General features: G+C 36.5%; 29 protein-coding genes and 2 pseudogenes. 8 read left to right on the forward strand and 23 right to left on the reverse strand.

Features of this window, described 5'->3' with window-relative positions:
- Positions 1–51: 51 nt before the first annotated feature.
- The 4 genes from HU235_RS18315 to yicI all read right to left on the reverse strand — a co-directional run bounded on the left by HU235_RS18315 (position 52) and on the right by yicI (position 5,598).
- The gene (locus HU235_RS18315) at positions 52–873 is read right to left on the reverse strand and encodes a carbohydrate ABC transporter permease (protein WP_174881142.1); all 822 of its coding nucleotides are present in this window, start codon (positions 871–873) and stop codon (positions 52–54) included.
- The gene (locus HU235_RS18320; RefSeq protein ID WP_174881143.1) at positions 873–1,736 is read right to left on the reverse strand and encodes a carbohydrate ABC transporter permease; all 864 of its coding nucleotides are present in this window, start codon (positions 1,734–1,736) and stop codon (positions 873–875) included. The genes HU235_RS18315 and HU235_RS18320 overlap by 1 nt, the downstream gene beginning before the upstream one ends.
- A 202-nt stretch (positions 1,737–1,938) precedes the next feature.
- Positions 1,939–3,219 (reverse strand): ABC transporter substrate-binding protein, encoded by a 1,281-nt coding sequence (locus tag HU235_RS18325; protein ID WP_095299671.1) that lies wholly within the window; start codon positions 3,217–3,219, stop codon positions 1,939–1,941.
- 66 nt (positions 3,220–3,285) lie between these two features.
- Positions 3,286–5,598, reverse strand: a complete 2,313-nt coding sequence (gene yicI / locus HU235_RS18330) for an alpha-xylosidase (RefSeq protein ID WP_174881144.1) — start codon at positions 5,596–5,598, stop codon at positions 3,286–3,288.
- Between the two features lie 127 nt (positions 5,599–5,725).
- Here yicI and HU235_RS18335 point away from each other — a divergent pair, with 127 nt between their 5' ends.
- Positions 5,726–6,586: a helix-turn-helix transcriptional regulator gene (locus HU235_RS18335; RefSeq protein ID WP_095299669.1), complete on the forward strand. Its 861-nt coding sequence runs from the start codon at positions 5,726–5,728 to the stop codon at positions 6,584–6,586.
- A gap of 185 nt (positions 6,587–6,771) precedes the next feature.
- Positions 6,772–8,199, forward strand: coding sequence for a YcdB/YcdC domain-containing protein (locus HU235_RS18340; protein ID WP_174881145.1), 1,428 nt, complete (start codon positions 6,772–6,774; stop codon positions 8,197–8,199).
- 441 nt (positions 8,200–8,640) lie between these two features.
- On the opposite strand, the gene HU235_RS18345 is transcribed toward HU235_RS18340, so the two are convergent.
- Positions 8,641–9,150 carry a DUF3916 domain-containing protein gene (locus HU235_RS18345; protein WP_174881146.1) on the reverse strand — a complete coding sequence of 170 codons (510 nt, stop codon included), beginning with the start codon at positions 9,148–9,150 and terminating at the stop codon, positions 8,641–8,643.
- A gap of 58 nt (positions 9,151–9,208) precedes the next feature.
- The gene (locus HU235_RS18350; protein ID WP_095299666.1) at positions 9,209–9,505 is read right to left on the reverse strand and encodes a DUF4190 domain-containing protein; all 297 of its coding nucleotides are present in this window, start codon (positions 9,503–9,505) and stop codon (positions 9,209–9,211) included.
- Between the two features lie 240 nt (positions 9,506–9,745).
- Here HU235_RS18350 and HU235_RS18355 point away from each other — a divergent pair.
- Positions 9,746–10,266 (forward strand): annotated as a pseudogene (locus tag HU235_RS18355) (SMI1/KNR4 family protein).
- A gap of 128 nt (positions 10,267–10,394) precedes the next feature.
- Here HU235_RS18355 and HU235_RS18360 read toward each other — a convergent pair.
- Both HU235_RS18360 and HU235_RS18365 read right to left on the reverse strand, forming a co-directional pair.
- Entirely contained in the window at positions 10,395–11,093 is a 699-nt protein-coding gene (locus HU235_RS18360; protein ID WP_174881147.1) for an endonuclease V, read from the reverse strand.
- Positions 11,094–11,189: 96 nt separating this feature from the next.
- A complete protein-coding gene (locus HU235_RS18365) occupies positions 11,190–12,062 on the reverse strand; it encodes a LysR family transcriptional regulator (protein WP_174881148.1) in 873 nt (290 codons plus the stop codon).
- 109 nt (positions 12,063–12,171) lie between these two features.
- Here HU235_RS18365 and HU235_RS18370 point away from each other — a divergent pair, with 109 nt between their 5' ends.
- Genes HU235_RS18370 through HU235_RS18380 form a run of 3 tightly spaced genes read left to right on the forward strand, consistent with a single transcriptional unit; the run spans position 12,172 to position 13,660 of the window.
- The gene (locus HU235_RS18370; protein WP_095299662.1) at positions 12,172–12,588 is read left to right on the forward strand and encodes a tautomerase family protein; all 417 of its coding nucleotides are present in this window, start codon (positions 12,172–12,174) and stop codon (positions 12,586–12,588) included.
- Positions 12,585–12,899, forward strand: a complete 315-nt coding sequence (locus tag HU235_RS18375) for a carboxymuconolactone decarboxylase family protein (protein WP_233452279.1) — start codon at positions 12,585–12,587, stop codon at positions 12,897–12,899. The genes HU235_RS18370 and HU235_RS18375 overlap by 4 nt, the downstream gene beginning before the upstream one ends.
- A 32-nt stretch (positions 12,900–12,931) precedes the next feature.
- The gene (locus HU235_RS18380; protein ID WP_174881149.1) at positions 12,932–13,660 is read left to right on the forward strand and encodes an SDR family NAD(P)-dependent oxidoreductase; all 729 of its coding nucleotides are present in this window, start codon (positions 12,932–12,934) and stop codon (positions 13,658–13,660) included.
- 134 nt (positions 13,661–13,794) lie between these two features.
- On the opposite strand, the gene HU235_RS18385 is transcribed toward HU235_RS18380, so the two are convergent.
- From HU235_RS18385 to HU235_RS18405, 5 genes and pseudogenes are all read right to left on the reverse strand, one after another.
- A complete protein-coding gene (locus HU235_RS18385) occupies positions 13,795–14,169 on the reverse strand; it encodes an immunity 22 family protein (RefSeq protein ID WP_095299672.1) in 375 nt (124 codons plus the stop codon).
- A 24-nt stretch (positions 14,170–14,193) separates the two neighbouring features.
- A complete protein-coding gene (locus tag HU235_RS18390; protein ID WP_174881150.1) occupies positions 14,194–14,670 on the reverse strand; it encodes a toxin-antitoxin system YwqK family antitoxin in 477 nt (158 codons plus the stop codon).
- Between the two features lie 32 nt (positions 14,671–14,702).
- Positions 14,703–14,954, reverse strand: coding sequence for a hypothetical protein (locus tag HU235_RS18395; protein ID WP_174881151.1), 252 nt, complete (start codon positions 14,952–14,954; stop codon positions 14,703–14,705).
- A gap of 66 nt (positions 14,955–15,020) precedes the next feature.
- A complete protein-coding gene (locus tag HU235_RS18400) occupies positions 15,021–15,383 on the reverse strand; it encodes a hypothetical protein (protein ID WP_174881152.1) in 363 nt (120 codons plus the stop codon).
- A 54-nt stretch (positions 15,384–15,437) separates the two neighbouring features.
- Positions 15,438–15,793 (reverse strand): annotated as a pseudogene (locus HU235_RS18405) (Imm3 family immunity protein).
- Between the two features lie 137 nt (positions 15,794–15,930).
- Here HU235_RS18405 and HU235_RS18410 point away from each other — a divergent pair.
- Positions 15,931–16,449 carry a hypothetical protein gene (locus HU235_RS18410; protein ID WP_174881153.1) on the forward strand — a complete coding sequence of 173 codons (519 nt, stop codon included), beginning with the start codon at positions 15,931–15,933 and terminating at the stop codon, positions 16,447–16,449.
- A gap of 29 nt (positions 16,450–16,478) precedes the next feature.
- On the opposite strand, the gene HU235_RS18415 is transcribed toward HU235_RS18410, so the two are convergent.
- The 8 genes from HU235_RS18415 to HU235_RS18450 all read right to left on the reverse strand — a co-directional run bounded on the left by HU235_RS18415 (position 16,479) and on the right by HU235_RS18450 (position 21,771).
- Positions 16,479–16,847 carry a hypothetical protein gene (locus tag HU235_RS18415; RefSeq protein ID WP_174881154.1) on the reverse strand — a complete coding sequence of 123 codons (369 nt, stop codon included), beginning with the start codon at positions 16,845–16,847 and terminating at the stop codon, positions 16,479–16,481.
- 42 nt (positions 16,848–16,889) lie between these two features.
- Positions 16,890–17,282: a hypothetical protein gene (locus tag HU235_RS18420; RefSeq protein WP_174881141.1), complete on the reverse strand. Its 393-nt coding sequence runs from the start codon at positions 17,280–17,282 to the stop codon at positions 16,890–16,892.
- A gap of 101 nt (positions 17,283–17,383) precedes the next feature.
- Entirely contained in the window at positions 17,384–17,671 is a 288-nt protein-coding gene (locus HU235_RS18425) for a hypothetical protein (protein WP_233452283.1), read from the reverse strand.
- A 142-nt stretch (positions 17,672–17,813) separates the two neighbouring features.
- Positions 17,814–18,311, reverse strand: a complete 498-nt coding sequence (locus HU235_RS18430) for an SMI1/KNR4 family protein (RefSeq protein ID WP_095299654.1) — start codon at positions 18,309–18,311, stop codon at positions 17,814–17,816.
- A 101-nt stretch (positions 18,312–18,412) separates the two neighbouring features.
- Positions 18,413–18,769, reverse strand: coding sequence for an Imm3 family immunity protein (locus tag HU235_RS18435; RefSeq protein ID WP_174881155.1), 357 nt, complete (start codon positions 18,767–18,769; stop codon positions 18,413–18,415).
- A gap of 42 nt (positions 18,770–18,811) precedes the next feature.
- On the reverse strand, positions 18,812–19,327 hold the full coding sequence (locus tag HU235_RS18440; protein WP_174881156.1) for an Imm6 family immunity protein: 516 nt from the start codon (positions 19,325–19,327) through the stop codon (positions 18,812–18,814).
- 340 nt (positions 19,328–19,667) lie between these two features.
- Positions 19,668–20,528, reverse strand: coding sequence for an AraC family transcriptional regulator (locus HU235_RS18445; RefSeq protein WP_174881157.1), 861 nt, complete (start codon positions 20,526–20,528; stop codon positions 19,668–19,670).
- A gap of 388 nt (positions 20,529–20,916) precedes the next feature.
- Positions 20,917–21,771 (reverse strand): NmrA family NAD(P)-binding protein, encoded by an 855-nt coding sequence (locus tag HU235_RS18450; RefSeq protein WP_174881158.1) that lies wholly within the window; start codon positions 21,769–21,771, stop codon positions 20,917–20,919.
- A 112-nt stretch (positions 21,772–21,883) separates the two neighbouring features.
- Here HU235_RS18450 and HU235_RS18455 point away from each other — a divergent pair, with 112 nt between their 5' ends.
- Positions 21,884–22,816: a helix-turn-helix transcriptional regulator gene (locus tag HU235_RS18455; protein WP_174881159.1), complete on the forward strand. Its 933-nt coding sequence runs from the start codon at positions 21,884–21,886 to the stop codon at positions 22,814–22,816.
- 33 nt (positions 22,817–22,849) lie between these two features.
- Here HU235_RS18455 and HU235_RS18460 read toward each other — a convergent pair whose 3' ends face one another.
- Together HU235_RS18460 and HU235_RS18465 are read right to left on the reverse strand one after the other, a co-directional pair.
- Complete coding sequence (locus HU235_RS18460; RefSeq protein ID WP_095299648.1) at positions 22,850–23,530, reverse strand: hypothetical protein; 681 nt, start codon at positions 23,528–23,530, stop codon at positions 22,850–22,852.
- 104 nt (positions 23,531–23,634) lie between these two features.
- Positions 23,635–23,802: a hypothetical protein gene (locus HU235_RS18465; protein WP_174881160.1), complete on the reverse strand. Its 168-nt coding sequence runs from the start codon at positions 23,800–23,802 to the stop codon at positions 23,635–23,637.
- Positions 23,803–24,347: the final 545 nt, after the last annotated feature.

The raw sequence follows: 24,347 nt of genomic DNA on the forward strand, positions 1-24,347 counted from the left end.
GTCCCCCGCAACGTTAAAGCTTTAACGTGCTGGGGGACTGTCCCCACCTCTCTATTTAACTGCTCCTTCTGATATCCCTTTAATAATGTATTTTTGGAGAAACATGTATACGACAATAATTGGGATGATGGCGATTACTAATGCAGCTAGTGCTAAATGCCATTGTTTTGAATATTCCCCGAAGAAGTAGAACATTTTTAACGGAATCGTGTACATTCCTTCTTTGTTTATCACCAAGGATGGTAATAAATAATCGTTCCAAAACCAAATCGCATTCAACACAATCACAGTAACTGTTGTTGATTTTAGCATCGGCATAATAATATACCAGTACACTTGGAATCGATTGCATCCATCTATGATAGCCGCCTCATCTAACGCCATCGGGATTCCTCTGAGGGCGCCGAAATATAAAAAGACAGCTAAGCTTGAGCCCAATCCTAGGTACATAATCATCAGTCCACCACGATTTAACATATCAACCGAGCCGAATATCGAAACCAATGGAATCATAATGGACTGAAATGGAATGAGCATACAAATCGCAAAGATAAAATAAATAATCGAGCTTGTTTTTCCTTGTCTACGCGAAAGTGCGTAAGCAGCCATTGAGGTAAAGATACAAATAAGAAAAATGCTGCAAACCGTAATAAATACGGAGTTCAAAAAACTATGAACAAAATCCAACGCCTCAAATGCTTCTGGATAGTTTTCAACTGTTCCTTCAGAAGGGAAGCCAAGAGTGTTCACAAAAATCTCAGCTTTTGTTTTGAATGAGTTCACAATAACTAAATAAAATGGATAAAACCAGAATATGGACAAGATAATCCCGAGAACGACAAGACCAATTGTTTTTACTTTATGCTGTGCCATCATAGGTCAATCTCCCTTTTTCTCGTCAAATATAATTGGATGACCGAGATTGCAGTAATAATAAGCAGGAAGATAATTGCCTTTGCTTGGGCATACCCCATATCTTGAACCTTAAAGGCCGTATCGTAAATATTCATTGTCGCCATTTGCGTAGAGCTAAACGGCCCTCCTGCTGTTAAAGCCATGTTTTGGTCATACACTTTAAATGCATTCGATAATGATAAAAACAAGCTAACTGTAAAGGCCGGTGCAAGAAGGGGAAATTTAATCTTCCAAAATCTCTGCCATATATTTGCCCCATCGATTGTAGAAGCTTCATTTAATTCATCTGGGATATTATTTAGAAATGAAATATAGATAATCATAATATAGCCGCTCATCTGCCAAATAAACAAAATGACTAAGCCCCAAAAGCCTGTTTCGGTAGTTGATAGCCAGCCTTTAAAAAAGTTTAGCCCTGTTAAATCAGCGATTCCCTCAAATGCCTTCAAAAAGATAAACTGCCAAATAAAACCTAGAATAATTCCACCAATTAGGTTAGGCATAAAAAAGATGGTGCGGAAAACTGTATTAAATTTCCCCATTTTTTGTGTGACAAATAACGCCAACAGCAAGCCAATAATATTAATGCCAATGACAGACGCAATCGAAAATCCACCGGTAAACATGAGGCTGTAGAGAAACTGATCATCCTTTAACAAACTAAGATAATTCTCAAAACCTACAAATTCATTTACTTGAAATCCGTTATACTCCGTTAAAGAATAATAGACTCCTTGAATAAAAGGGATGACTAAAACGACAGTTAACGCGAGTAAACACGGTGCTAAGAAGATCCAATAAGTAAGACTCTTCATTTTCATCCAACCCACACCCTTCAAAGCTGCTTGGGGACAGTCCCCCTATAATTAACAAAATCTATAAACTTCATTAGATGTTTTGCTTTTTTACTTGGTTCATAACGCTTGTTTCACAATAGGGGGACTGTCCCCCCATTGCAAAGCAAAATTCATCAATCTATTAAGAGTTTTCCCGTTATACTTTGTTTGCGGGGACTGTCCCCCATTAACGCATTTCTGTAAACTTTGAGCTGCTTGTTTTGATGAATTCTTCCCAGGTGATGTCGCCGTTTAAGTATTTTTGATATTCAGGGAACATCGCTGTTTGAGAGAAGCCGTTTGGATATTGGTTATGTGCCCATACTCTTGATTTCCCATCTAATAAGGCTTGATATACTTCTTTCGAAACTGGATCCTGGATACTATCTGCCTCATAGCCTTCATGAGCAGGAATATATTTAAATTCATCAACAATTTGTTGTTTCCCGTAATCAGATGTATACATCCAATCGATGAAATCCTTTGAAGCCTCGACTACTTTGTCATCCTTTTCCTTATTAATTCCCCAGAACCATGAAGGGCCAGCACTAATATAACCTTGTTCATCACTGTCAACGAATAACGGAAGGATGCCTAACTTATCTTTAGAGAACGCTGGGTCAATGCTATCAAGAGTTGGCACGATCCAGTTTCCTTGATGAATAATCGCAACTTTATTATTTGTGAAGAGCTCCTCAACAGATGTACTATAATCAAGGGATAAAATCGGCTGAACATTATACTTATTTATTAAGTCCGTATACTCCTTTAATCGATCTCCGTACTTAAAGGTAAGCTCACTAGCTTCATATGCTTTATTCAGATCATTATCAAATTCCGGTGCAGTAAAATGGTTTGAAAATTGACTTACAACCCAATCCTCCTTACCGCTAAAGCCAAATACAGCTTCAAGACCTAACTCTTCCTTTTTACTATCAATTGTTTCAACTGCTTTCACAAAATCATCGTAGCTTGCAATAGATGCAGGATCAACACCAGCAGATTGAAATACTTCTTTATTAATCATCCACCCGAACCCTTCAATATTTAAAGGAATTCCGTATGGTATGTCATCGACCGTAGCACCTTGTAGCGTACCTTCAATAGCTGTTTTCGCTGATTCCATATCAGAGACATCTAATAAATATTTTTGGTATTTTTCAACATCCGATAAACCACCTAACAAGAAAATAGCAGGTTCCTCATTAGAGGAAAACTTTGCTTGCAGCGCGGACGCAGCATCCTGTCCCCCACCGACTGTTGTTAAGTTGATGTCGACGTTCTCATTTTCACTTTCATACTTCTCGATCATCGCTTCTAGCTGATCCTTTGTTTCCACTTTTATATTAAATACATCAATGACTAGCTTCCCATCATTCTCGCCACCACTACCATTTGAAGAACAACCAGCCAATAATCCTGCTCCTAGAATGACAGTTCCTAACCCCTTTAAAAACCGTTTTTTCATAGCTCCATACCCCCTGCTGTTTTTTATTAAGGTGATTAAAATAATCGAGCACCTTCCTACGTAAAGCTACAAAATAATTTCAAACGCTTGTGAATTATTAAGCTGAATTCTTACCCCATCTGAACTCTGTTCAACATTTCCAGCCGAAGTCGATGTAATGGTTTGAACGCCATTTAGAACAATCGTATAGGATAGGTCTGGCATCTTTGTTTCAACCGAAATCTTATTTCCTTCCTTGACCGCTTTGATCTCACCTTTCACAACACCATTGATATCCGTTACGAAGGCACTTGCCTCCTTGTTATCAACGAATTGGTAGCATTCAAATGTAACATCGTTCGAAAAGTCATAATCTGGACGGCTGTCTACACTACCAATTGCTAAAATTGAATTTTCCCTTACGAAAAGCGGTAAACTCATATAATCATAGGTTTCCTTTTGCCATGAACCTCCCTCTACTACTTCTTTTGTCAGATAATGTGTCCATTTCCCATGCGGTAAATAGCATGAGCCAACACCGTCCTCATTCATAATTGGCGCAACTAGTAAACTACTACCTAGCATATATTGGCGATCAAGGACATGTGTATTCGGATCATCGGCAAATTCGAGGATCATCGGTCTCATCACTGGAACACCAGTCTTATGATTTTCAACAGAAGTGCTGAAAAGATAAGGCATTAATTGATTTTTCAGCTTGGAAAAATGCTTCGTTACCTCAACTGCTTCCTCGTCAAATAACCATGGTACGCGATAAGAGGAGCTGCCATGTAGACGACTATGGCTTGATAAGAGGCCAAACGCTGTCCAACGCTTAAATACGTCAGGGCTTGCCGTATTTTCAAACCCTCCGATATCATGACTCCAATAGCCAAAGCCTGATAGTGAGAGGGACAGTCCCCCGCGCAAGCTTTCTGCCATCGACTCATAGGTTGCATTACAGTCGCCACCCCAATGAACCGGGAACTTTTGACTACCAACTGCTGCTGATCTAGCAAATACGACCGCCTCTTGCTTTCCTTTCTCTTTCTCTAATAAATCAAAAACTACTTTATTATATTGATAAGCATAATAGTTATGCATACGATTTGGATCAGAGCCGTCATAATAGACGACATTTGTTGGAATTCTTTCACCAAAGTCTGTTTTGAAACTATCAACACCCATATCTAGCAGTGCTTTCAATTTTGAGCAGTACCATTCACACGCTTTAGGATTCGTAAAATCGACAACACCCATTCCTGCCTGCCATAAATCCCATTGCCACACATCACCATTTGCTTTCTTTAGCAAATAGCCATGTTCCGCTGCCTCATCAAACAGCTTTGATTTTTCCGCAATATATGGGTTAATCCAAACGCAAATCTTTAAGCCCTTCTCCTTCAAGCGTCTTAGCATTGCTTCAGGCTCTGGAAAGGCATCCTTATCCCATTCAAAATTACACCATTCAAACTCCTTCATCCAAAAGCAGTCAAAATGAAAAACACTTAACGGAATATCGCGCTCTGCCATCCCATCGACAAAGTGATTGACGGTTTCCTCGTTGTATTCTGTTGTAAAAGAGGTTGTTAGCCACAATCCATAAGACCATGCTGGCGGCAATGCCGGTTTCCCCGTTAACTCCGTATAGTTTGTTAACACATCCTTCAATGTCGAACCACCGATTATGTAATACTCAAGCTGTTCACCTTCAACACTAAATTGTGTTTTCGACACCGCCTCTGAGCCTACCTCAAAGCTAACCTTTTCCGGGTGATTCACAAGGACGCCATAGCCGCGGTTGCTTATATAAAACGGAATATTTTTATACGACTGCTCCGAGCTCGTTCCACCATCCTCATTCCAGACGTCAACAATTTGGCCATTTTTCACAAAAGGAGTAAATCGCTCACCAAGTCCATACACATTTTCGCCAACACCTAGATTGAGCTGTCCGCGCATATAGCTTTCCTTTTGCGGACCTTTAATCCAAGCTATGCCTTTCGGATCAACATCCGTTAATTTGAGATCCCCTTGGTAAAATGTGATCGTAAACGGGTTATGCGCAATTTCTACTTTTACGTCCCCACTGCGAAAGCTCGTTACATTTTCTGTCCGCTCAGCCTGAAGTGAAACAGCTTCAGCCTTCACATCAAAGCTCGGTAATTTTTTCACACCACCCTTATGATGCCATGCCTTTACCTTCAAAACATTTTCCATTGGCGAAGATAATTCAATCGTGAGAGAAGGTAGATTCAATGTATCGCCTCGATGTTGAATTTCTTTACAAGGTGCATAAAGCGTCACCTTCTCCTCACTAATTGCCACATCACGAACAGTGCGTGGATGCTGAATATCAAAGCCTTCCCTTGTTAACCAAAAGCCATCAGTAAATTTCATTTTCGTCACCTCAAAATGTATTCGTTTTCATTTTCTGTAATTAATAGTATATTGATAAAAACAGAGTACTTCTTGCACAATTTCAACATAAAATTGTACGATTCTGATAAACGAGGAGATGGCAACGATGAATAAGCATTTGCTACTTGAAGACAGAGTCCACGGAAATTCGATGTTTCCGTTTCGTTCTTATATGGTTGATTATTTGGATGGACAGGTTATTTTTAATATGCATTGGCATCCTGAGCTAGAGTTTATCTACGTTGAGGAGGGAACAATTTACCTCCAAATTGGCACAAAGCAATTTATCGTCACTGCAGGGAACGGTTGCTTTATTCCGAGCGAGCAATTGCATGGTGCATATCCGTCAGGTGATACGCCTTTTAAGCTCCATGCCGTCGTTTTCCACATTGATTTATTACGGAGCTTTGGCTATGACCTTATTGAAAAAAACTATTTAACTACTATAAGAAACATCTTCCACCCAATCCTTTTAACAGTTAATGAGGATCACGAAATACTGCAGCTACTCGCTAGCATAATCAAAGCGTACTCAATGAGCGAAACGGGATTTGAGCTAAAAATTAAAGGATATTTATTTCTCCTTTTCTCAGAAATCTTAAAAAAACAGGCATGGAATCATGATCAGGAAGTCACTCAAAAGGACTTAACGAAAACAGCACTGTTAAAAAAAGTGCTCCAATACATTGACCAAAACTACCAACAAAAGCTCACAGTATTAGACCTTGCCTCGCAAATCCAAATGAGTGAAGGCCATTTTAGTCGCTTTTTTAAAAGCTTCGTGCGAATGACGCCGATGGAATACATCAATACGATTCGCATCGAAAAAGCATGTGCACTGCTTGAAACCTCTGATCGAAAAATGCTCGATATTGCAATGGATGTCGGATTTCAAAATCAAAGCTATTTTATCCGGCTATTCAAAAGACAAAAGGGTTGTACACCGCGGGAATGGCGAGGAAGCTAAGTGGGGTCAAGGCAACTAAAGTTTTAAAAAAGAATCAATCCTTCTTTAAGCTGAGCCTATTCAGTGGCCTCTGAAGGTTCTTTTACTTCTTCAAAAAAATGCACAAGAACCTCTCTCTTCCACTTGAAACTTTTTCCTTTTTTAATCGTATTTTACATGTAGATTCGTTTTAAAGGAGGATTTTCATGCAACTCGACCATTTAAGAAAGCTAGCTTCAAGCATAGGAAATGTAACAGCTGAATACATGCTAGAAATTGAGGAGTTTCGTAACGAAACAGAAGAGGTGTTCTTTTGTTGGCGACATAAGGAAAATGATGAGTGGAATATTATTGTGGAATTAACGAAGGATGGTCAGTTAATTCATTTTTATATTGATGAGCAGGGAAAAACAAATGAAACGATTAAATTGCCAGAAGAAAAGCTAGAAGAATTAGCCTTATCATTTGTAACAAAGCATTATCCAGATGCAGATGTTGTTTTTACGTTTGAAGAATGGAAAAAATTAAAAAACGGCTCCTACCGACTTACATATGTCCAAAAAGCATTAGAGCTGCCACTTCCTCATACAGGCTTTTATCTCACGATTACCCCAGCGGGAAGAATTACAGATTTCCGCTATGATGGACAAGCTAGGAAAATCATTGAACCGAAGTCAATTGCTTCAGAAGCATTGATGAAGGAGAAAATGATGAAGCAGGTTACGATGAATTTAGAAATCATTGAATTTAGTAAGGAATTATATGTTGACGGAGATGACAGCTACAAGCTTGTTTATGAGCCAGAATTAGTGACATATCGTTATGCAGCTGATGGATCTGAAATCATCCACGATGACTTTGATGAAGAGGATGATGAGCATGTAGAAAAAACAGAAAGGCTCGTTCGTCCTGATATTTCAGCTGATGTCGATACATTATTAGGGTTTGACGAAAATAGCTTTTCAAAGATTCGCGAACAGGATCTTGGCACTGAGATCGGCACTGTATGGAGATTAAACGATGCCGACATTAAGACTGATCAAGATGATTTATCACTCGAAGCCTTTTTCGCAAGAAGAAATGACGGTACATTAAAAATGAGACATCACCTTGAAACTGGGTTACTTCTAGGCTCCTTCTCGTTTTTAGAACGCAATGGCACTTTAAACCTAAGCTTTGATGAATGTAAAAAACTAGCCTATCAATTGTTATTTCAGCTCTATCCTAATGCTGACAAATATTTTCACTATGTCGTGAAAAATCATAATGACGATGATGAAAGCAATCCGCACTATCATTTTGAATTTAGGTTATGCATCAATGATTTCCCAGTCAGGTTTGGAGCAGCAAGAATCAGTGTAAACCGGACAACAGGAACGATTGACCATTATATGGGCCCAGATATAAAGGTGAATGAACTAAACGACATAAACACAACGCCTACTATTACTGAAGCAGAGGCAATCTCAACTTACATAAACTATACGCGGCCTAAGCTAGAATGGCAGCTGGAATATAAGGATAACGAGCCAGCCTACTATGAATTAATTTATATTGAGGAGTTCAAAACTGAACGAGGAAATGGCGCTTATGTTGATGCACATACTGGTCAAGTGATTGTGAGGAAATTTTAGGGCGATAAGCAATCTTCACTCAGAGAATAATTTCATGTATAATGGAAATATAATAAAGAGAGAAGTGCGACCAACACTTCTCCCTGCAACCAAACCGCCTAAAGTGGTGGTTGTCATGATATTACTTTTTCAGAAAACCACCCTTTTGCTTGCGACGGCGTAGGGTGGTTTCCTTGTTTTCTAATACCTTTTTCCGAAAGATGTATGCACATACTTCACGCAAAATCCCCTTCAAAGCTTCTCTTAGAAATTCAAGAAATATTTCTATAGTTATCACCTCCCTTCCAATGATTTAAGGAAAGAAGAATGACAACCAACCACCCTACCACGATACAGTTGCAATTCTATTTTAGCATTATCTGACGTATTCAAACCCTATCATTGTTCGACAAAGTTCGAAAACCCCGATCTATTTCTCGTTTTTGAAAGGACTCCAGTTAATTATTTTAGTTCACCGATAAACCAGATTTCCCCTTCATAACAATACCCATCTTCTTCTATCATCAATTCTTTGTATCCTGATATTTGCATATCATTCGGAACGAGTAACCCCCACTCTTTTTGAATGTCCCTTCCGTCTGATAGCTGCAGCCATTTTTGGTAATCGTTATTTCGATTAAAAAAATTTTTAAAATAGGACTCACCTTTAAAGATAATAAGTTGTGAACTCCACAATTCAGGTAAGGAAATCGCTACTACAACCCGATAGTTTTTACGATCATTTGGCTTCATTTGCATGAGATGATACGCTCTTTCCAACAGAGTTTGCATACAATGCCGTTTCACTTTATTAGGCGTTTTTTTGGAATCTATAAAATCTTGGGCAATAGGTAAATGCATATGCCAGTAATGATGCTTGAATTCACTTGGAAACTTCATTGTGTGTTCTTCAATATGTTTTATCATATTTCTCGTTTTTCGTTTCATACCGCGAATCTTTTTTTCTCTCATTCAATTTCTCCTCAATATTCTTAAGCAACGCTATTAAATTTAGAGCATTATATACAAGCTAAAAGATTGATTCAAAAAAGCTGACGATGCTTGTCACAATTCCATATATTAAAATCATCATAAGCACAAGTGACCCATGGATAACGACAGCTACAATACTCGTTGTCAATCCAGATATGGCAATGCCCTTTCCGATTTGCTTAAATTCTCTTATCTCTTTTAAAGCTAATGCCGAAAAAACAATTCCGATGATTCCTAAAGCCAAGCCGATGACAGGGAAAAAAAGCCCTACTATCCCTAGCACCATCCCAACGATTGCTTTATTATTTCGTTCATATTCCTTTTCTTCTAGCATATCTATCCTCCGTCCTTTTGAACTGTTGCAGATATGACGACATGGCGACCATTTTTTGGTATTATATCCCACAGACAGGATGTTGTAAATAAGTCAATTTTAAGTGTCCAATCATCTTAAACCTTGGTGGAACTAAATCTATTCTCTCGACATTCCGTTTAAATTAATGAAAGACTTCGCAAGAAATATGTTAATCTAGTAAAATCCAATGATGGGTGTTTAATAAATGGAGGAGAATGAATGATCCATACAGCTGAATTAATTTGGCAAAATATAATTGATGCAGGAGCTAATAGAATTGATAACTTTGCAGAATTACTTAACCTTCAGCCTGGGGCTAGTGAACAGGAGTTTCGACGATTAGAAGAAACATTAGGAGTCACGCTCCCAGAGGAGTTTAAAAGCTTTTACAGTGTCTATAACGGACAAATTTGGAATTCAGATGTTGAACCTGCGATAAGAAATTTATTATTACACCAATTGCAGAAATTATTGATAATTGGACATTTCTTCAGGAGGAATTCGACCCGGATGATGACCTTGAACGAGAGATTGGCGAGGAACTAAAGCAAGTGCTTTGGCATTCAAAATGGATTCCAATTGCAGAAAATGGTGCTGGTGATTATTTATGTATTGATACAGATCCGTCTGAAAAGGGGAAAATAGGTCAAATCCTGTATTACTATCATGATTGGGGCAATCGTTCAATCGAGGCGAACAATCTTTTTGATTTTATTGAAATATGTCTAAATGAGGAATGATAAAAGATCAATCGCGTACTTTACATAAAGCCTCGACAGACATGAAACAGGCGAGGACTTAACACCATAGATGAAGGTATCACGTCCTACCCTTTGAATGGTTTATCAACTCATAAATTGATGCATTACTACTTATGTGCAAGCTGTTTCCTTACTCGATGTGTTTCTAAATCCGCTAACCTAACGGGTATAGGCAAACGACTTTCTTTGTTTACACAGCTCATAACCATTTCCGTGCTTGTATCAAGATCGATCCAGTTGCCGCACGAAACAAAAATCGGCTTCACATTCTTTGTTGTTCTTAACGCCCGCCCATATATCTCTGAATCTATCACAATATTTGTATAAGCCCCAGCTTGATTTTCCGGCATCTGAAAATCGACCTCTTTTATCCGCAGATAGCTCTTCGCTACACCAATCGTCGGTTTATGTAAGAAAAATGATGCATGGGTTGCGATTCCCATATGCCGATAATGCAAATACCCGTTGCCATCAAACATATATAAATCAGGCTCTACTGTTAGCTTTTCAACTGCTTTCATAATTAATGGCAGCTCACGGAAGGCAAGAAACCCGGCAATATACGGAACTGTTATCTCACCATAGCTGTATACATTTTCAATAACCTCTTTTGAATGATAATCAATGACAATGATGCAACATGTTCCGAACGTCTTCCCATGCTCTTCCCAGTAAGCTAAATCGACCCCTGCAATCAGCTTGATTTCGTCCTTTTTAAAGGTATTTTCCAATTTGACCTTTGGTAACAATTCAGCTTGAATGTCGGAAAATTCCTTTGTTAATTTGCTCATATCCGTTTCGATCATTTGTTTTCTCCTTTTATAACTTTTCACTGTCTACTATGTTATTACATGTTTTAAGTGGAATTAAAATAAAGGTCCACGTTTTACTCAAAACCTATTTTACTTCATCGACGATTCAATTACTTTCATAATTTGCTGTTTTGTCTGGCTCAAGTAATTTCTTTTTTTAGAGGAATATAATAATCCAATAGGCATCTTAGGATCAAAGCCGTTAACCTTAAATGAGATATTACTCTCTTCTAAACTAGTTCCTTTAGGTATTATCCCAATTGCATGTCCAAATACCATTTGTGGAATAAGATGTAAAGCACTACAATTGTAGACTGTTTTAAAGGATAAATGATTTTCTGCTAAGAAAGCATTCACAGATTGAGAATAATAACAACTATTCTCTCCAATTAAGATAGGGTACTCAATGATTTCAAATATTTCAACTGACTCTTTTTTCAAGATTGGATGCTCGGGATCATTGACAATAAATTCAATTTGTTCCTTGCCAAGTGGTATAAAGTGCAAAGAGCTATTTTTGCTATTTCCACAAACAGCAAAGTCGAGCTTATTTTGTTCGAGCATTTCTGATAAAAGAGCTGTATTTCCTATGACAAAATCACAATGGATGTGCGGCTTTACATTATTTAAATAGTTTAAGATAAATGGGATTAGTTTTTTTGCAACAGACTCTGTTAATCCTATTTTTACTGTTCCTTTCTCCTCCTTGCTAATGCGCTGTGCTTGAGCGATTGAATAATCCCAATGCATTAACAAGCTATCCACTTCCTCCAAAAACAAAGCTCCTTCTTCAGTTAATCTAGCATCCCACCCTCGTTCAAATAAGAGAAATCCAAGTTCCTTTTCTAGTTTTTTTATATGTGTGGTGACAGTTGACTGTGCATAGTTTAATTTTTTTGCTGCATGCGAAAAGGTTCCCTCTTCGACAATTGTCTTAAATGTTAGTAGCTCTTTTATTTCCATTTCGTCGCCTCATCTTAATCGGTTTTATTGATAATAATATGATTTATTTTCAATTATACAAATAAAGATAACGGAAGTAAAATAGCGTTATACGAAAGGGAGTGAACATATGCCGTTTGTTAACGTGTATTATCCAGAAGGGCTATTAAATAAAGAAGAGATAAAGATTATCAGCCATACTATTCATCATTCATTAATTGAACAGTTTAAAATTCCGGAGGATGATTATTTTCACATCTGTTTACCATATCCATCTGAGCAATTTTTTTACGATCCAAGCTATCTTTTAGAAGGCGGATATAAGCGTTCAAATAAAATGATCCATATTTCCATCACATGTGCGCCAGGAAGAACAATTAATCAGAAAAAGAATTTGTATCAATCTATCTCAAAGGCTATTTTTAATCAGTTAAACATTTCTACGGCTGATATTTTTATAACATTAAACGAATCATCTGTTGAAAACTGGTCATTCGGTCAGGGAATCGCACAAATGGTGAATACAAAGGAGGAAAAAGAAAAGTGAATGAGCGTATCGAAGCAAATATTCCTAAAAAAATGAGAGACCTTGCCCCTGATTTTGTTCATTACAGTGAAAACATTTTATTCGAAAAAGTATGGAGAGAGCCTACTTTACCATCAAAGGAAAGAAGTTTATGTACACTATCTGCGCTCATTAGTATCGGCAATACTGAACAACTCCCCTTTCATCTACAATTGGCTGAAAAAAATGGAATAAACGAGACCGAAATAATTGCTTTGATCACACATTTGGCCTTCTATGTTGGATGGCCTAAAGCAGCTGCATCACTAAACGTCATACTTAACAAAAAATAACCAATGAAAAGATATAAAAGAGGTGTAAACGCTTGTTTGAAAATAAAGTCGTATTGGTAACCGGTGGAGCAACAGGAATTGGAAGTGCTACATGTAAAAGGTTATCCTCCCTAGGAGCCAAAGTCGTTGTTAACTATTCAAAGTCATATCTAGAAGCACAGGATACATACAAGCAATTAACAAATTCTGGGCTGCTGTATCAGGCAGATATTCGTCATGAGCATCAAGTAAAAGAAATGATCTCCTCTTGTATTCAAAGGTTTGGAAGGCTAGATTATCTCGTAAACAATGCAGGTATTACACACCAATTAGCTATGGATGATTTTGATGGGGCCACAGAGGAAATCTGGAACAAGCTTTGGGATGTAAATGTTAAAGGAACATTTTACTGTATCAAGGCAGCAGTTCCTTATTTAAAAAAAGGGACTGATTCAGCAATTGTCAATGTTGGAAGTATTGCAGGTATAACGGGGTTAGGCTCTTCTATCCCATATGCAGTGACAAAATCAGCTGTTCATGGATTAACAAAATCTCTTGCATATTCACTAGCACCAGATATTAGAATTAATAGTATTGCCCCAGGTGCTGTTGATACGAGATGGTGGGAGGGAAATGAAGAAAAAATGAAGGCTCTAGCTGGTAATATTCAGTTAAAAAGGATTTCCACACCCGAGGACATTGCAGAAACGATTTGTTATACACTTCTGCAAAAGTCACTTACAGGACAGATCATAACAGTTGATAACGGGCAAACCATGTAAAAATCATCCAACCTAAGGATTGAGCTTATTAAATAGATGTTTACAAGACTTGAATCTCCGTAAACATCTTTTTTCTCAAAAATTCTCGAAAAAGATAATACTCTTTATTATGTATTCCTAAGCGAACAGTACCATTATTCATAGCTAGTAGATATAATATAATCAAACGCTCCTGAAGCACGAACGTCACCTTTATAAGCAAAATGATAAATCATCATCACTGCATTATACGACTTATGTAACTTTATATGCTGTATCACCTTTGGAATAATCGTTTCTTCATATGAACAGCCTTCAAGCAAAACAGAAGGATTATCACTCGGCTCTTCTAATACGGCCTTTTCAATGAAGTCTTCATCAATTTCAACTAGGTCAATGTGAAAATCCTCATAAAACGCGGATGCAATGGAGTCACCATCCTCATCATATGTTAAATCAACATAGTTATCCAATTCATGTTCATCCTTCACATTGCCAAACCAGATTGAAACCGCACCATGCTTTTCGATAATCGTCAACCTCCTAACAGTTCTCTATTTTTGTTTTCTACTTTCTGCAGCCCAGGAATCATATTTTTCAATCATTGTCTTTTCAAAATCATTTGGACCTAGTTTTTCTGATAGTAAATGACCATTCATATCCCATTCTTTATAGGTCATTTTAAAGCCATATTTAGCTTCTGCAATTGATTTCATTTTCCCATTTTCAAACCAACTTGTTGAAGTACCATGTACACAACCTTGATGCATCACTTGATAGCTTTCGATTTGACCATTTTCATAAAAGGTAACATATTCCCCTTCAGAAATCCCATCTTTATAATAGCTGTAATAGATCGGATTCCCATTTTCGTACAGTTCATATAATATCCCCGTTATCGGCTGACCTCCCTCTTCCATTGGCTTATCATACACTTCCTGTCCATACGGCCCAGAAAAGCAAACATCATCCTCAAATTCAATCCCATTCGCTAAAACCTCTTCAAATGATAAAATAGCTGGTAGCATCATTAACCTCTCAACTCCTTTTAGTTAGCAATCTACTAAGACTCAAACGTTGTTCTATCAGGGAAGACTCCACCCTCTTTTAACAAACATACTGTCAGTCTTTGCGCAGCACGGTCAAAATAAAAGCTAGAACGTATATTGTCATCAGGAATCGCTTCTACCTCGGATATCATCCTTGTACCTTTATTTAAGGAAATTTCCCCCATACTCTTCTCATTAGGTCCGAATTTGTAAACAACCGTCTCATCTGTTTCGTATTCCTTTAATAATAAAACATATGCTGCCACTTTCGCCCTCCTAAAAGGTGTAGTAAGCTATGAGCACATTAAAGCTGGTTAACCTGCAGTCTTAAGTCAATTCTCCTTGTTATACTCGATCATCTCTTTAACTGCTACCTCTAACCATTTCCAGAAATCATCATATTCATTTCTCTGCTCATATCCCGCTGAAGCAAAATCGTGGATGATTTCGACCTTTTCCCCTTTTCCAATCTCAAAGCAAGCAATGTCATCATTATCATCCCTTCTCGCAAATGGAATGAGCCTCCTTGCTGGATATCTTCGCTTCAGCCCCTCAATTCTACTAACAACTTTGCCCTCATCCATAATATACCATAAATCAAAATTAACTAGATTTAAATCAATTGCCTTTAAAAATGATGCTGGGTATTGAAAGCCTTCATGCTTTAGTTTTTCTATTAAACTGTTAGAGAGCATTGGTTTTAGTTCCTTTCTGTTCCCTTCCTAAGAGATATAAGTTCTCCCTTACACCTATTCCGCTAAAGGATTATAATCAACCTCTACTGTTTTTAATCCTTCTATTACTCTATTTATCCGTTTCGATAAGTCTTCTATTTCTTCATTAGTCAGTTCCTTAACAACCTTTTCTCGTTTAAACTCGCTTAGTCTCTTTGTAATTCCTTCAATGTATCCAATGAATACCTTATCTTGTGTTAGCGAGATTTCGCCTATAGCCGTATCAAGATAAAATCCTCCGTATATCCGAGGTTTTGAAATTCATAGGCTGTTCTTGCAATTGCATATTTATGTCCTCTATTTAAAGCTAAAAAGTCTTGATAGTACTCATTAATTAAATTGAATAGTTCATCATACTCCCAATCTTCCATTAAAACCGCTCCTATGTTTTACGTCTTTTGGTGGATATGTTCACGAAACCCTATTACAATTGCATTGTACCTGTTCAATCATTCGAACGATTTATCCTTTTCTTCAATTTTTATGAATTAATAATAGAGGTGTTACTATGAAACAGGAACTGCAAAAATTATTCGCTGACCTACATTTATTCTCAAGTCTCGTTGCAAATGTTCGGTTGTCTAATCTAACTTTTGATGATTATCACTTTAAAAAAGCAGATATCGAAGTAGACCTAATTTTCGCTAAAAAAACTCAATTTGCTCATCTTCAGGAGGCGTTCTCCGCACTATTTAAAAAAGAGCTGTTTGACGGAGAGGAATGGGATATTCATGAAGAGCCAGAGCCTAACGATAAACAATGGTTGCACTCTTTACAGGAAGTATGGATAAAAGAATACTTTTTGAATAAAAGCATGTCTATGAAGGTTGTAGATGATAATACGTTTCTATCAAGGCTTCAACGTGATTTACGTGATGTGAATGCACCCGAGTCGGTTGTTCATGAGCTTTTATTACGATTAAATCATCTTGAAGCGATTCAAATGAAGCAGGGACATGTTTATGACTATATCTTTGGGCAGTCTGAAAGTGAATACTTTGTGTTTGAATGGGGAATTTACGTTTAGATTTATGCTGATAGATTGAATCAATGAAATCACAGCCATTTCCTTTTTGCCTTCTCCAATTCATTTAAAATTTCTACCCTATCTACTTCCTCAAAACGTGTAATGGCTTCTTTTAAGCACGTCTCAATTAACATGAACAGTTTTTTATATGTAATGTAGGATAATTGCTCGGAATAGCCTGGAAACTCCTTACAAAGAACTACTTCGTCTTTTTTACATCTTTCAGGATCGTCTTTACTATATGTTTCGAAAGTTGCTATCATTGATACAGCATCAAAGATAACTTCTTTTTCCGTTAACAAAACGCTTATACATTTGAGAATTCTTGTTTTGTTTATACAAATCCCATGAATAAATTCTTTGTTCCAAGTCTCACCCATTGATTCTTTTAATGTCATGAATACTCATTCCTCATATTCCCTAAAAGGATTTACTCAACTTCACTTTTTAAAAATATATTCATAATCTAATTTAAACAGCCCATCTTCATATTTATATCTTCGAATAAACTTTCTTGATTCAACTTCCTCTAAATACAGGGTCACGATGTACGGAAGATTTTCAGTAAGGACCTTCACAATTTTCTCAGGCTCATTTAACCGATTTAATTCAATTAAAATCGGGAGATCCTTATGGTCCTCTTCCTGCCAGTCATCATCAACAAAATTATAGAGTATTCTTATATTCTCTGTTTCCGATAGTTTCGCTAAATTATAAATTCCCCAATAGCTGCTTTCATGTTCTGTAAATTGGATATGTAGCACCTTTTCGATGTCTTTCGTTACTGCATCGATGTCATCAAAAGGTATCCCGAGCTTTACGTTCTTATTCATATGAAAATCTCCCTTATGTTTGGTTTTGTCCATTTTAAATTTGCATTTTTTCATAAATACCATTTCATTCTTTATGTAACAAGTCCAAAGTTCATCAAACTTCATACTAAATGAGGGGTAAAAACATGGCCATTTGGGTCAATGATATATTTGACGTCTGCTTCTTTGTCTGAAATAACAATCGTATATTCATTCTCTGCAAAAAAATCATTTGGCTCGATATCTACTAAAACGAGCCATACAGGGCCATTGACATCGTCAAACTCTTTATAATAGGTAATATTCCGTTCCGAATGAATGTCACCTGATAGTTTATATTTTTTCTTATATGCTAGAGCAATGCCCAACGCCATTTCCATTGTAAGATTGGTATCAAGGTTATCTTTCATTCTCTCCCTCCCCGATTCATCTATCTCCTTTTTAAACCTCATTCCCCAGCAAATATGCTTCATAATATTTTTGTCATTTTAAAAAGCTTAAAATTTAATAGCTTATATGACACAAAGCATAAAACAAGAGTTTGTATTATAGTTATTCAACATCATCATACGCATCACCTAAAGAATCAAAATCACGTTTTAACCAATAGCTATATTGCCCTTTATTTTGGATTAATCGTTCAAGTAAATCGGTGAACGATGTAGCAATTATTTGCGACTCTCCAACAAGCCCATGGCGGTCAAAGGAACTATCATAGCATCTTCCTAGCCTTTCTTTACTAAGATCAATTGTTAAATACTCACCATTACTATCAATACAAACAATATACCAATTCGCTGAAATATCCTCTTCACATAATTCACCAACAATGATTGGATTCGCTAAGCTTAATTGATCAGGTGACACAATATGAATTGGATACTCCTCATTCGCAAATAAAGTTAAGCCTCCACAAAGACTATAAAACTTGTATAAGTCTTTAGGTAAAATATGCTTTGTTTTATCAATCCTCGGCAATCCTTTTGGCTCAAGGATCCGACAATTAGAAAAGCTCTTTATTTTTGTTAGTAATCGTTCAATCCTGTCCATTTCCTTCACTCCCGATCGTAAAGTGGGCATGATGACCACTGAAACGACACTATTTTCAATTGTTAGAATAAATTCATAATGGTAAATGCAGGGGAATACCACTATTCCACTGAAGAATCGTAATCTACTTCAACCTTTCCAAGCCCTTCTATTACTCTATTCACTCTTTTGACTAAGTCATCCATTTCTTCTACTGTTAAGTAACCTTCCGCATCCTTAAGGTTAAACATATTCAATCTTTTTGTTATTCCTTCAACACGTCCAGCAAAAACCTTTTCCTGCTTCATTGCAATTTCCCCAATCACCAGATCAACAATAACATCTTCTATTTTGCCTAAGTTATCAAACTCATCTGCAAGTTTTGCTAGTGCATATCGATACCCTCTGTCCTCTTCTAGTAATTCTTCATATGTTTCCTGTATGGCTTCAATCAATTCTTTATATTCCCAATGCCTCATTCAGCTTATCCTCCGTATATAGACGCTCACCTATTTGAACATTTAAAGAGTCCTCATCAAACGTTCCTTCATCATTCCATTATAATGCTCCCCATCAACGCCTACTGAATCGTTTTCCATTAAGGTCATTATCACATTACGAACACTATCCATCTTTAGACAGCGAGATTCCATTGCATTTTCCACTAAGATGTTTATCGTTTCATCATCAATCATTTCGATTATTTGCGGAACAACCTTTCTTTCTTCCCTTTTATACGCTTGATAGATTGTATAGGATACAGCATCTAATACTGAATACCATGCATATTGTTTTTGTAAGCCCTCTTCTCCGTTTGCGTACTCAGCGATATCTTCAAAATCCTCGCTATCAATATAGGTACATAAATCATCCGCAGTGACCTTCTCACCTTCAAGCCATTTCCAGCAGCTATCAAGTGCTTCTCGACCAATTTTATATCCTGATTCATTACGATCAATTAAATGAAACATTTTTTCTGCTATGACCAAGCCAACAGCTACCTTTGCCTCTTCACTAAGATTTTGAATAAAATCCATCACACGGAATCCTCAACTTTCCCTTTATTACCCACATTTTCCAGTTTACTATATTTTTATTTTCCTAACCAACGCAATCTAACATTTAAAAAACTCCATAAAAAAACAGCTCAATCATGGCAAGTTCTGCACATCAAAGACCTGTTCAACGGTACACTAATCCATTTATTTCAACCTTTATATTAGTACAAAAAAGGCTATCGACCTTGTCTACACCCTGAATAAATATTGAAATTGAAAAATTTGTGTACCTACTAATGTTACGTCTCTTTGAATAGTCCTAGTGGTATATAAAACTCCATTCCTAACTTAATAAAATAATAATTTAGCTTAATGTCTATTACTTTTTAATAGGTATCCAGATCTCACTATAATAATCCTCTGAGGAAGGGTCAGCATCACTTAGGTACACTTCCATTTCTGGTTCACCAGCATGCTCATATCCAGTTGCGGGAAACCATTCGGAAAAGATCCTCTCCCATACCCTTGGCATTGCATCGGGCATTGCACCATGTACCGGAAAAACTGCCCACGTTGCAGAAGGAACCTGTCTTTCTTCCCAATCGACTGGGATTTGGTCAATATTTTTTTCTGTACAGATTAAGTAGGTTAGATGTTCTTGTTGTTTGTCAAACTCCATACAAATTCCAATTAATCCAAGGGAACCACAGTTTTTAGCAAGTTCATTTGTGAATCCATTCTGATTGGATTCCTCCCAGAAGGCAGCGATCTTTCGATTGTTCTCTCCGCCAATTGTAGTTGTACGAATACTTTTCCCTACAACCGTAAAAGCTTCTTTTTCCACAATTTTATAATCCATTTCCACATCACCCTTTATCTGAATTTGAAAAGAGAGTTTTGGATAAGCCTTCAAAGATTGACTATCTTTCTTAGCGTCTGATGGACTGATACCATGAATTTTCCGAAATGCTTTTGAAAAAGATTCAGGACTTTCATATCCATACTTCATTGCAACATCAATCACTTTAGACTTGGTATTTACTAGTTCCTGTGCAGCAACAGTTATACGTCGATTTCGGATATATTCACTCACGGTATATCCAGTTAGCATATTGAACATCCGTTGAAAGTGAAATTTAGACATACAGGCGATAGCAGCAATATCATCAATATAAAGCTCATTGTCTAAATTACTTTCTATATACTCCATACTATCTAGCATTCTTTGAAGTCCCTCCATATGAAACGTTCTCCTTTCTATATCAGTCTATCAGCAACGTTTTGGTCATACCTGTTCTTCCGTGCTCTTTTATGACAGATTCTTACTCCTTATTAAACATTACTATCCGTTAGCGAAGCAAGAATATTAAATTACTTTCATTTGGACAAAATTTTGGCTATTCATTTTAAGTTCTCTTTATTGTTTGTTGTCATATGCTTATATCCCTATTTGCTGTAAGAGGTAGTACCAGCGTTGCTGACACTACCCACAAAGTAGTTGGATACCCCTAATAATTTAACAAAAATATATGCAAGTACGACTTATAAAGAAGACGGTTATTCTTTTTAAGAAATCGGTCGTTTACATTTCAGATCATCTGTTTAATGTAAAGTAATATTAGTAGAAATTATATTATTTTCTCTAAAAACGTTTTAAAGTCCGTAAAAAGCCGAATTTGGTTAGCTGTGTCACCCTTGGTTTTCCCATCAATTACAGCCTTTGTCATAAGAATAAGATTCCTTATGCCATCTGTTGTGAATCCCGCTTGTACCAACGTATTTTCCCACTCACGTTCAAAAATTTGCTGTAATGCAACATCCTTATTTAGTACATTCCCAAATATCCTTGCTATTTCCAATGAACTATAATCATGGGGGCCACAGATTTCATATATTCGTTCTTGGGGTGTTTCTCGGATCATTACATCAGTTAAAAAAGCTGCGACATCAGTCGGGGAGATCATTGGCAATTTCATTTCAGGAGGAAAAAAAGTCGGTAATATCCCCTGCATCATGATTAATTCCATATATCCGATCCAATTGCTAAAGTAGTAAGCAGGCCTAACAAAAACCTGTTCAATATTAAGTTCGCAAAATGCCTGTTCCAGCAGATAGGATGCAAGAAGAGTCCCCGTACCTGACTCATGGTGTGCGCCCATAGAAGATAGACCGACTATTTTATTGATGCCGGCAGCCTGCACTGCCTCCTGGTAATGACTAATCATCAGTCGAACATCATCCATGTAATTTTCAGACTTTGGATCTTCAGGTGTTAACAAAAAAGCTGATTTTCCACCATTAAAAGCCCTTTTTAAAGCTTCTTTATCGAGATAGTCAGCCACAACAACTTCAATACCCATTTTTCTTAATTTATGGGCTTTAGATTCGTTTCTAACAACAGCTCTTACCGACTGACCTTTATTGAAAAGGTTAGTAGCCAACATAAGTCCTATCTGCCCTGTTCCACCTAATATAATATTCATATACTACCTCCAGTTAATAAGATTGACTTCCCCTTTAAAATAATTAAATAATAAAAACAGGACAATAATTGTCATGTTTTTTATTAATTTTTAGAACTGGAGGAAGTTGCTGATGTCAAAAGCCAAAAAGCTATTTGATTTAATCATGTATGTAAACACTAAACGGAGCTTTACAGCACAGGATGTCGCTTATGAATTTAATATTTCTGTCAGAACAGCGCACAGATATCTAGCGGAGCTTAGTGATATGGGGATTCCAATTTATACGGAGCATGGACGAAATGGCGGCTATCGAACTCTGACAAACAGAACACTTCCACCTATTATATTCGAGGAAAATGAGGCTTTTGCCATATTCTTCGCCTTCCGATTACTCAATTATTACGAGTCGTTACCTTTCAAAATCAACATTGATTCAGTATCGAGAAAACTTTACGCAAGCCTTCCAGATGATACAAAAGGTAAAATTGATCGATTGAAATCTGTACTACTTTTTTGGAATCAGAAAAAAAGTGTCCCTTCTCCATACTTGACGGAAATTATTGAAGCATCTATAGAAAATCACATAGTATTGATTGAGTATCAATCAAAGTCAGAAAATAAGATGAAGGAAGTCAAACCTATCGGAATATATGCAACTAATGGATTTTGGTACATGCCCGCCTATGATATGGAATATAAGATGATACGCTTATTTAGGGTGGACCGAATCGTATCTCTTGAAGATACAAAAAGAGTTTTTAACGTTGCAACAGATTTGGAAAATTGGCTCACTAGTTATGCTGTCAAGAAACCTGTCCGATTATATGTCAAATTGACAAGAGAAGGAATACGACAATGTCGGAGTGAGTCCTGGCTTGAACCGGAAATTGTTTCTACAGAGGATGAAAATGGTTATATTGATATGGATGTTGATTTAAGCGATATACCGTTCATATCGAAATATTTTTTCCGTTTGGGCACAGATGCTAAGGTAATTGAGCCAAATGAAGTCATTGATTATATCAAACAACGGGCAAGGAATTTAATTAGTCATTACCAATAGCGGATTCTTACTTTAATTACATTATTCACAATCTTATTTACAAGGTATAAATTCAATTAATTTCGCTTGATACATTTTGTCACGAAATTCATAAACAATAACAATACGTCCAACAAAGCTTGCAGGAGATATTTGCCCAGAAACACTAACAACTAGATGATTATCTTCAACATTATAATTAATAATACTTCCAAAACCTATATCATCAAATAGGTTTTCAGGTTTGATTTCTAAAGGGGTTATATCAACTGAACATTTTTTTCCATCAATAATGACTTCGGCTCTTTCGTCCGATAACTTAGTTTTTACGTTCTTATTAATAATCGCCATTGGATTATCAATAAGTACATCTATTAATCCATTCGAATAACTATAAACATAGACTTCTTCATCCAAAACACCTGTACCGTAACCTTTTGTTAAAGTTATAATTAACTCGTTTTTTTCATCTTTGTTAATATCTTCGTAATATATTTGTGGTGCGTAGGCCGGGTTAGTATCATTCATCCAAAAAGGTCTAAAGTAAGTTTCGCCTTTAAAATCAATCTTGAAATCTCGATATAAGCTCCCAAATTTCTTAGCATACAAGGTTATACTTTCACTGCTTAACTTAGAAACAATTTCATAACCATCATTTTTCGCTTCTGTATTGTTTGGTAACATAACAAATAAAAGGATGAATGATAGGATAATTTGATTTCTATAATTTCTCATTAGGAAACACCTCATTTTAGTGTCCCCTAACTTATTTTTTTCCGTTCAATAAAAAAGCGATTCTTCCTTATTGAATTTTCGCACCCATTTGTTATATTCATCATTCAATCACCATATAAACCTTCAACTTCTTCCCATTTTGAATCTGGCTTATCCGCCTTTCTCCAAACTTGGCCAGTAATCGTGTCGTACATATAAAGGTTTCCATCTTGCACAATCACCCTATACGGATCATCCGTTTCTTCAGATTGCAAATTAATGCTGTCGGCCACATCACTAAGACCACCTCCAATAAACCCTCCTGCGAGCAAAATGCAAATTCCCAGGAAAATAAATATACCGTTCTTCACCTTTTCCATTTTCATTCCCTCTTTAGCCTCTAATTATTTTTTATCCTTACTAAGCAAAAGGGAACATTTGTTAAAAAAGGTTTATTCCTGATTCTTCAACTTTTCTTCCACTTTTACTAAATTCTCTCAATAAAACATTAACATAATATACCAATTATTTCATAAAATCAAAAAATGTTCCAACATTTATCGATTATAAATACAACGACTCCTAACAAAACTGCTTTGTAAGTACAACCTGATCATATAATAGCTAGCTAAAATTCTCTGTTCATTCATTTCCAAAATCATTATAAAAGTGAAGAATCATAAATTAAACTTCTACAGCGCTGCCTATCTTTAAAATAAATATGCTACAATTAAATCGTCTGATAATTCAGATGCTCTTGATGAAACTTTATTTAGGAGGTAGGTATTATGAAAAATAAAAATAATATTTACTTAAAAACTTATAAAGGGATTACGAA

The sequence above is a fragment of the Metabacillus niabensis genome, assembly GCF_902829255.1.
In the GTDB taxonomy this organism is placed as follows: Bacteria; Bacillota; Bacilli; order Bacillales; family Bacillaceae; genus Metabacillus; species Metabacillus niabensis.

Coding starts and splice junctions, on each gene's coding strand:
- HU235_RS18315 (WP_174881142.1), bottom strand. CDS start 873: ATGGCACAGCATAAAGTAAAAACAATTGGTCTTGTCGTTCTCGGGATT.
- HU235_RS18320 (WP_174881143.1), bottom strand. CDS start 1,736: ATGAAAATGAAGAGTCTTACTTATTGGATCTTCTTAGCACCGTGTTTA.
- HU235_RS18325 (WP_095299671.1), bottom strand. CDS start 3,219: ATGAAAAAACGGTTTTTAAAGGGGTTAGGAACTGTCATTCTAGGAGCA.
- yicI (WP_174881144.1), bottom strand. CDS start 5,598: ATGAAATTTACTGATGGCTTTTGGTTAACAAGGGAAGGCTTTGATATT.
- HU235_RS18335 (WP_095299669.1), top strand. CDS start 5,726: ATGAATAAGCATTTGCTACTTGAAGACAGAGTCCACGGAAATTCGATG.
- HU235_RS18340 (WP_174881145.1), top strand. CDS start 6,772: ATGCAACTCGACCATTTAAGAAAGCTAGCTTCAAGCATAGGAAATGTA.
- HU235_RS18345 (WP_174881146.1), bottom strand. CDS start 9,150: ATGAGAGAAAAAAAGATTCGCGGTATGAAACGAAAAACGAGAAATATG.
- HU235_RS18350 (WP_095299666.1), bottom strand. CDS start 9,505: ATGCTAGAAGAAAAGGAATATGAACGAAATAATAAAGCAATCGTTGGG.
- HU235_RS18360 (WP_174881147.1), bottom strand. CDS start 11,093: ATGATCGAAACGGATATGAGCAAATTAACAAAGGAATTTTCCGACATT.
- HU235_RS18365 (WP_174881148.1), bottom strand. CDS start 12,062: ATGGAAATAAAAGAGCTACTAACATTTAAGACAATTGTCGAAGAGGGA.
- HU235_RS18370 (WP_095299662.1), top strand. CDS start 12,172: ATGCCGTTTGTTAACGTGTATTATCCAGAAGGGCTATTAAATAAAGAA.
- HU235_RS18390 (WP_174881150.1), bottom strand. CDS start 14,670: ATGATGCTACCAGCTATTTTATCATTTGAAGAGGTTTTAGCGAATGGG.
- HU235_RS18400 (WP_174881152.1), bottom strand. CDS start 15,383: ATGCTCTCTAACAGTTTAATAGAAAAACTAAAGCATGAAGGCTTTCAA.
- HU235_RS18410 (WP_174881153.1), top strand. CDS start 15,931: ATGAAACAGGAACTGCAAAAATTATTCGCTGACCTACATTTATTCTCA.
- HU235_RS18415 (WP_174881154.1), bottom strand. CDS start 16,847: ATGACATTAAAAGAATCAATGGGTGAGACTTGGAACAAAGAATTTATT.
- HU235_RS18420 (WP_174881141.1), bottom strand. CDS start 17,282: ATGAATAAGAACGTAAAGCTCGGGATACCTTTTGATGACATCGATGCA.
- HU235_RS18425 (WP_233452283.1), bottom strand. CDS start 17,671: ATGAAAGATAACCTTGATACCAATCTTACAATGGAAATGGCGTTGGGC.
- HU235_RS18430 (WP_095299654.1), bottom strand. CDS start 18,311: ATGGACAGGATTGAACGATTACTAACAAAAATAAAGAGCTTTTCTAAT.
- HU235_RS18435 (WP_174881155.1), bottom strand. CDS start 18,769: ATGAGGCATTGGGAATATAAAGAATTGATTGAAGCCATACAGGAAACA.
- HU235_RS18440 (WP_174881156.1), bottom strand. CDS start 19,327: ATGGATTTTATTCAAAATCTTAGTGAAGAGGCAAAGGTAGCTGTTGGC.
- HU235_RS18445 (WP_174881157.1), bottom strand. CDS start 20,528: ATGGAGGGACTTCAAAGAATGCTAGATAGTATGGAGTATATAGAAAGT.
- HU235_RS18450 (WP_174881158.1), bottom strand. CDS start 21,771: ATGAATATTATATTAGGTGGAACAGGGCAGATAGGACTTATGTTGGCT.
- HU235_RS18455 (WP_174881159.1), top strand. CDS start 21,884: ATGTCAAAAGCCAAAAAGCTATTTGATTTAATCATGTATGTAAACACT.
- HU235_RS18460 (WP_095299648.1), bottom strand. CDS start 23,530: ATGAGAAATTATAGAAATCAAATTATCCTATCATTCATCCTTTTATTT.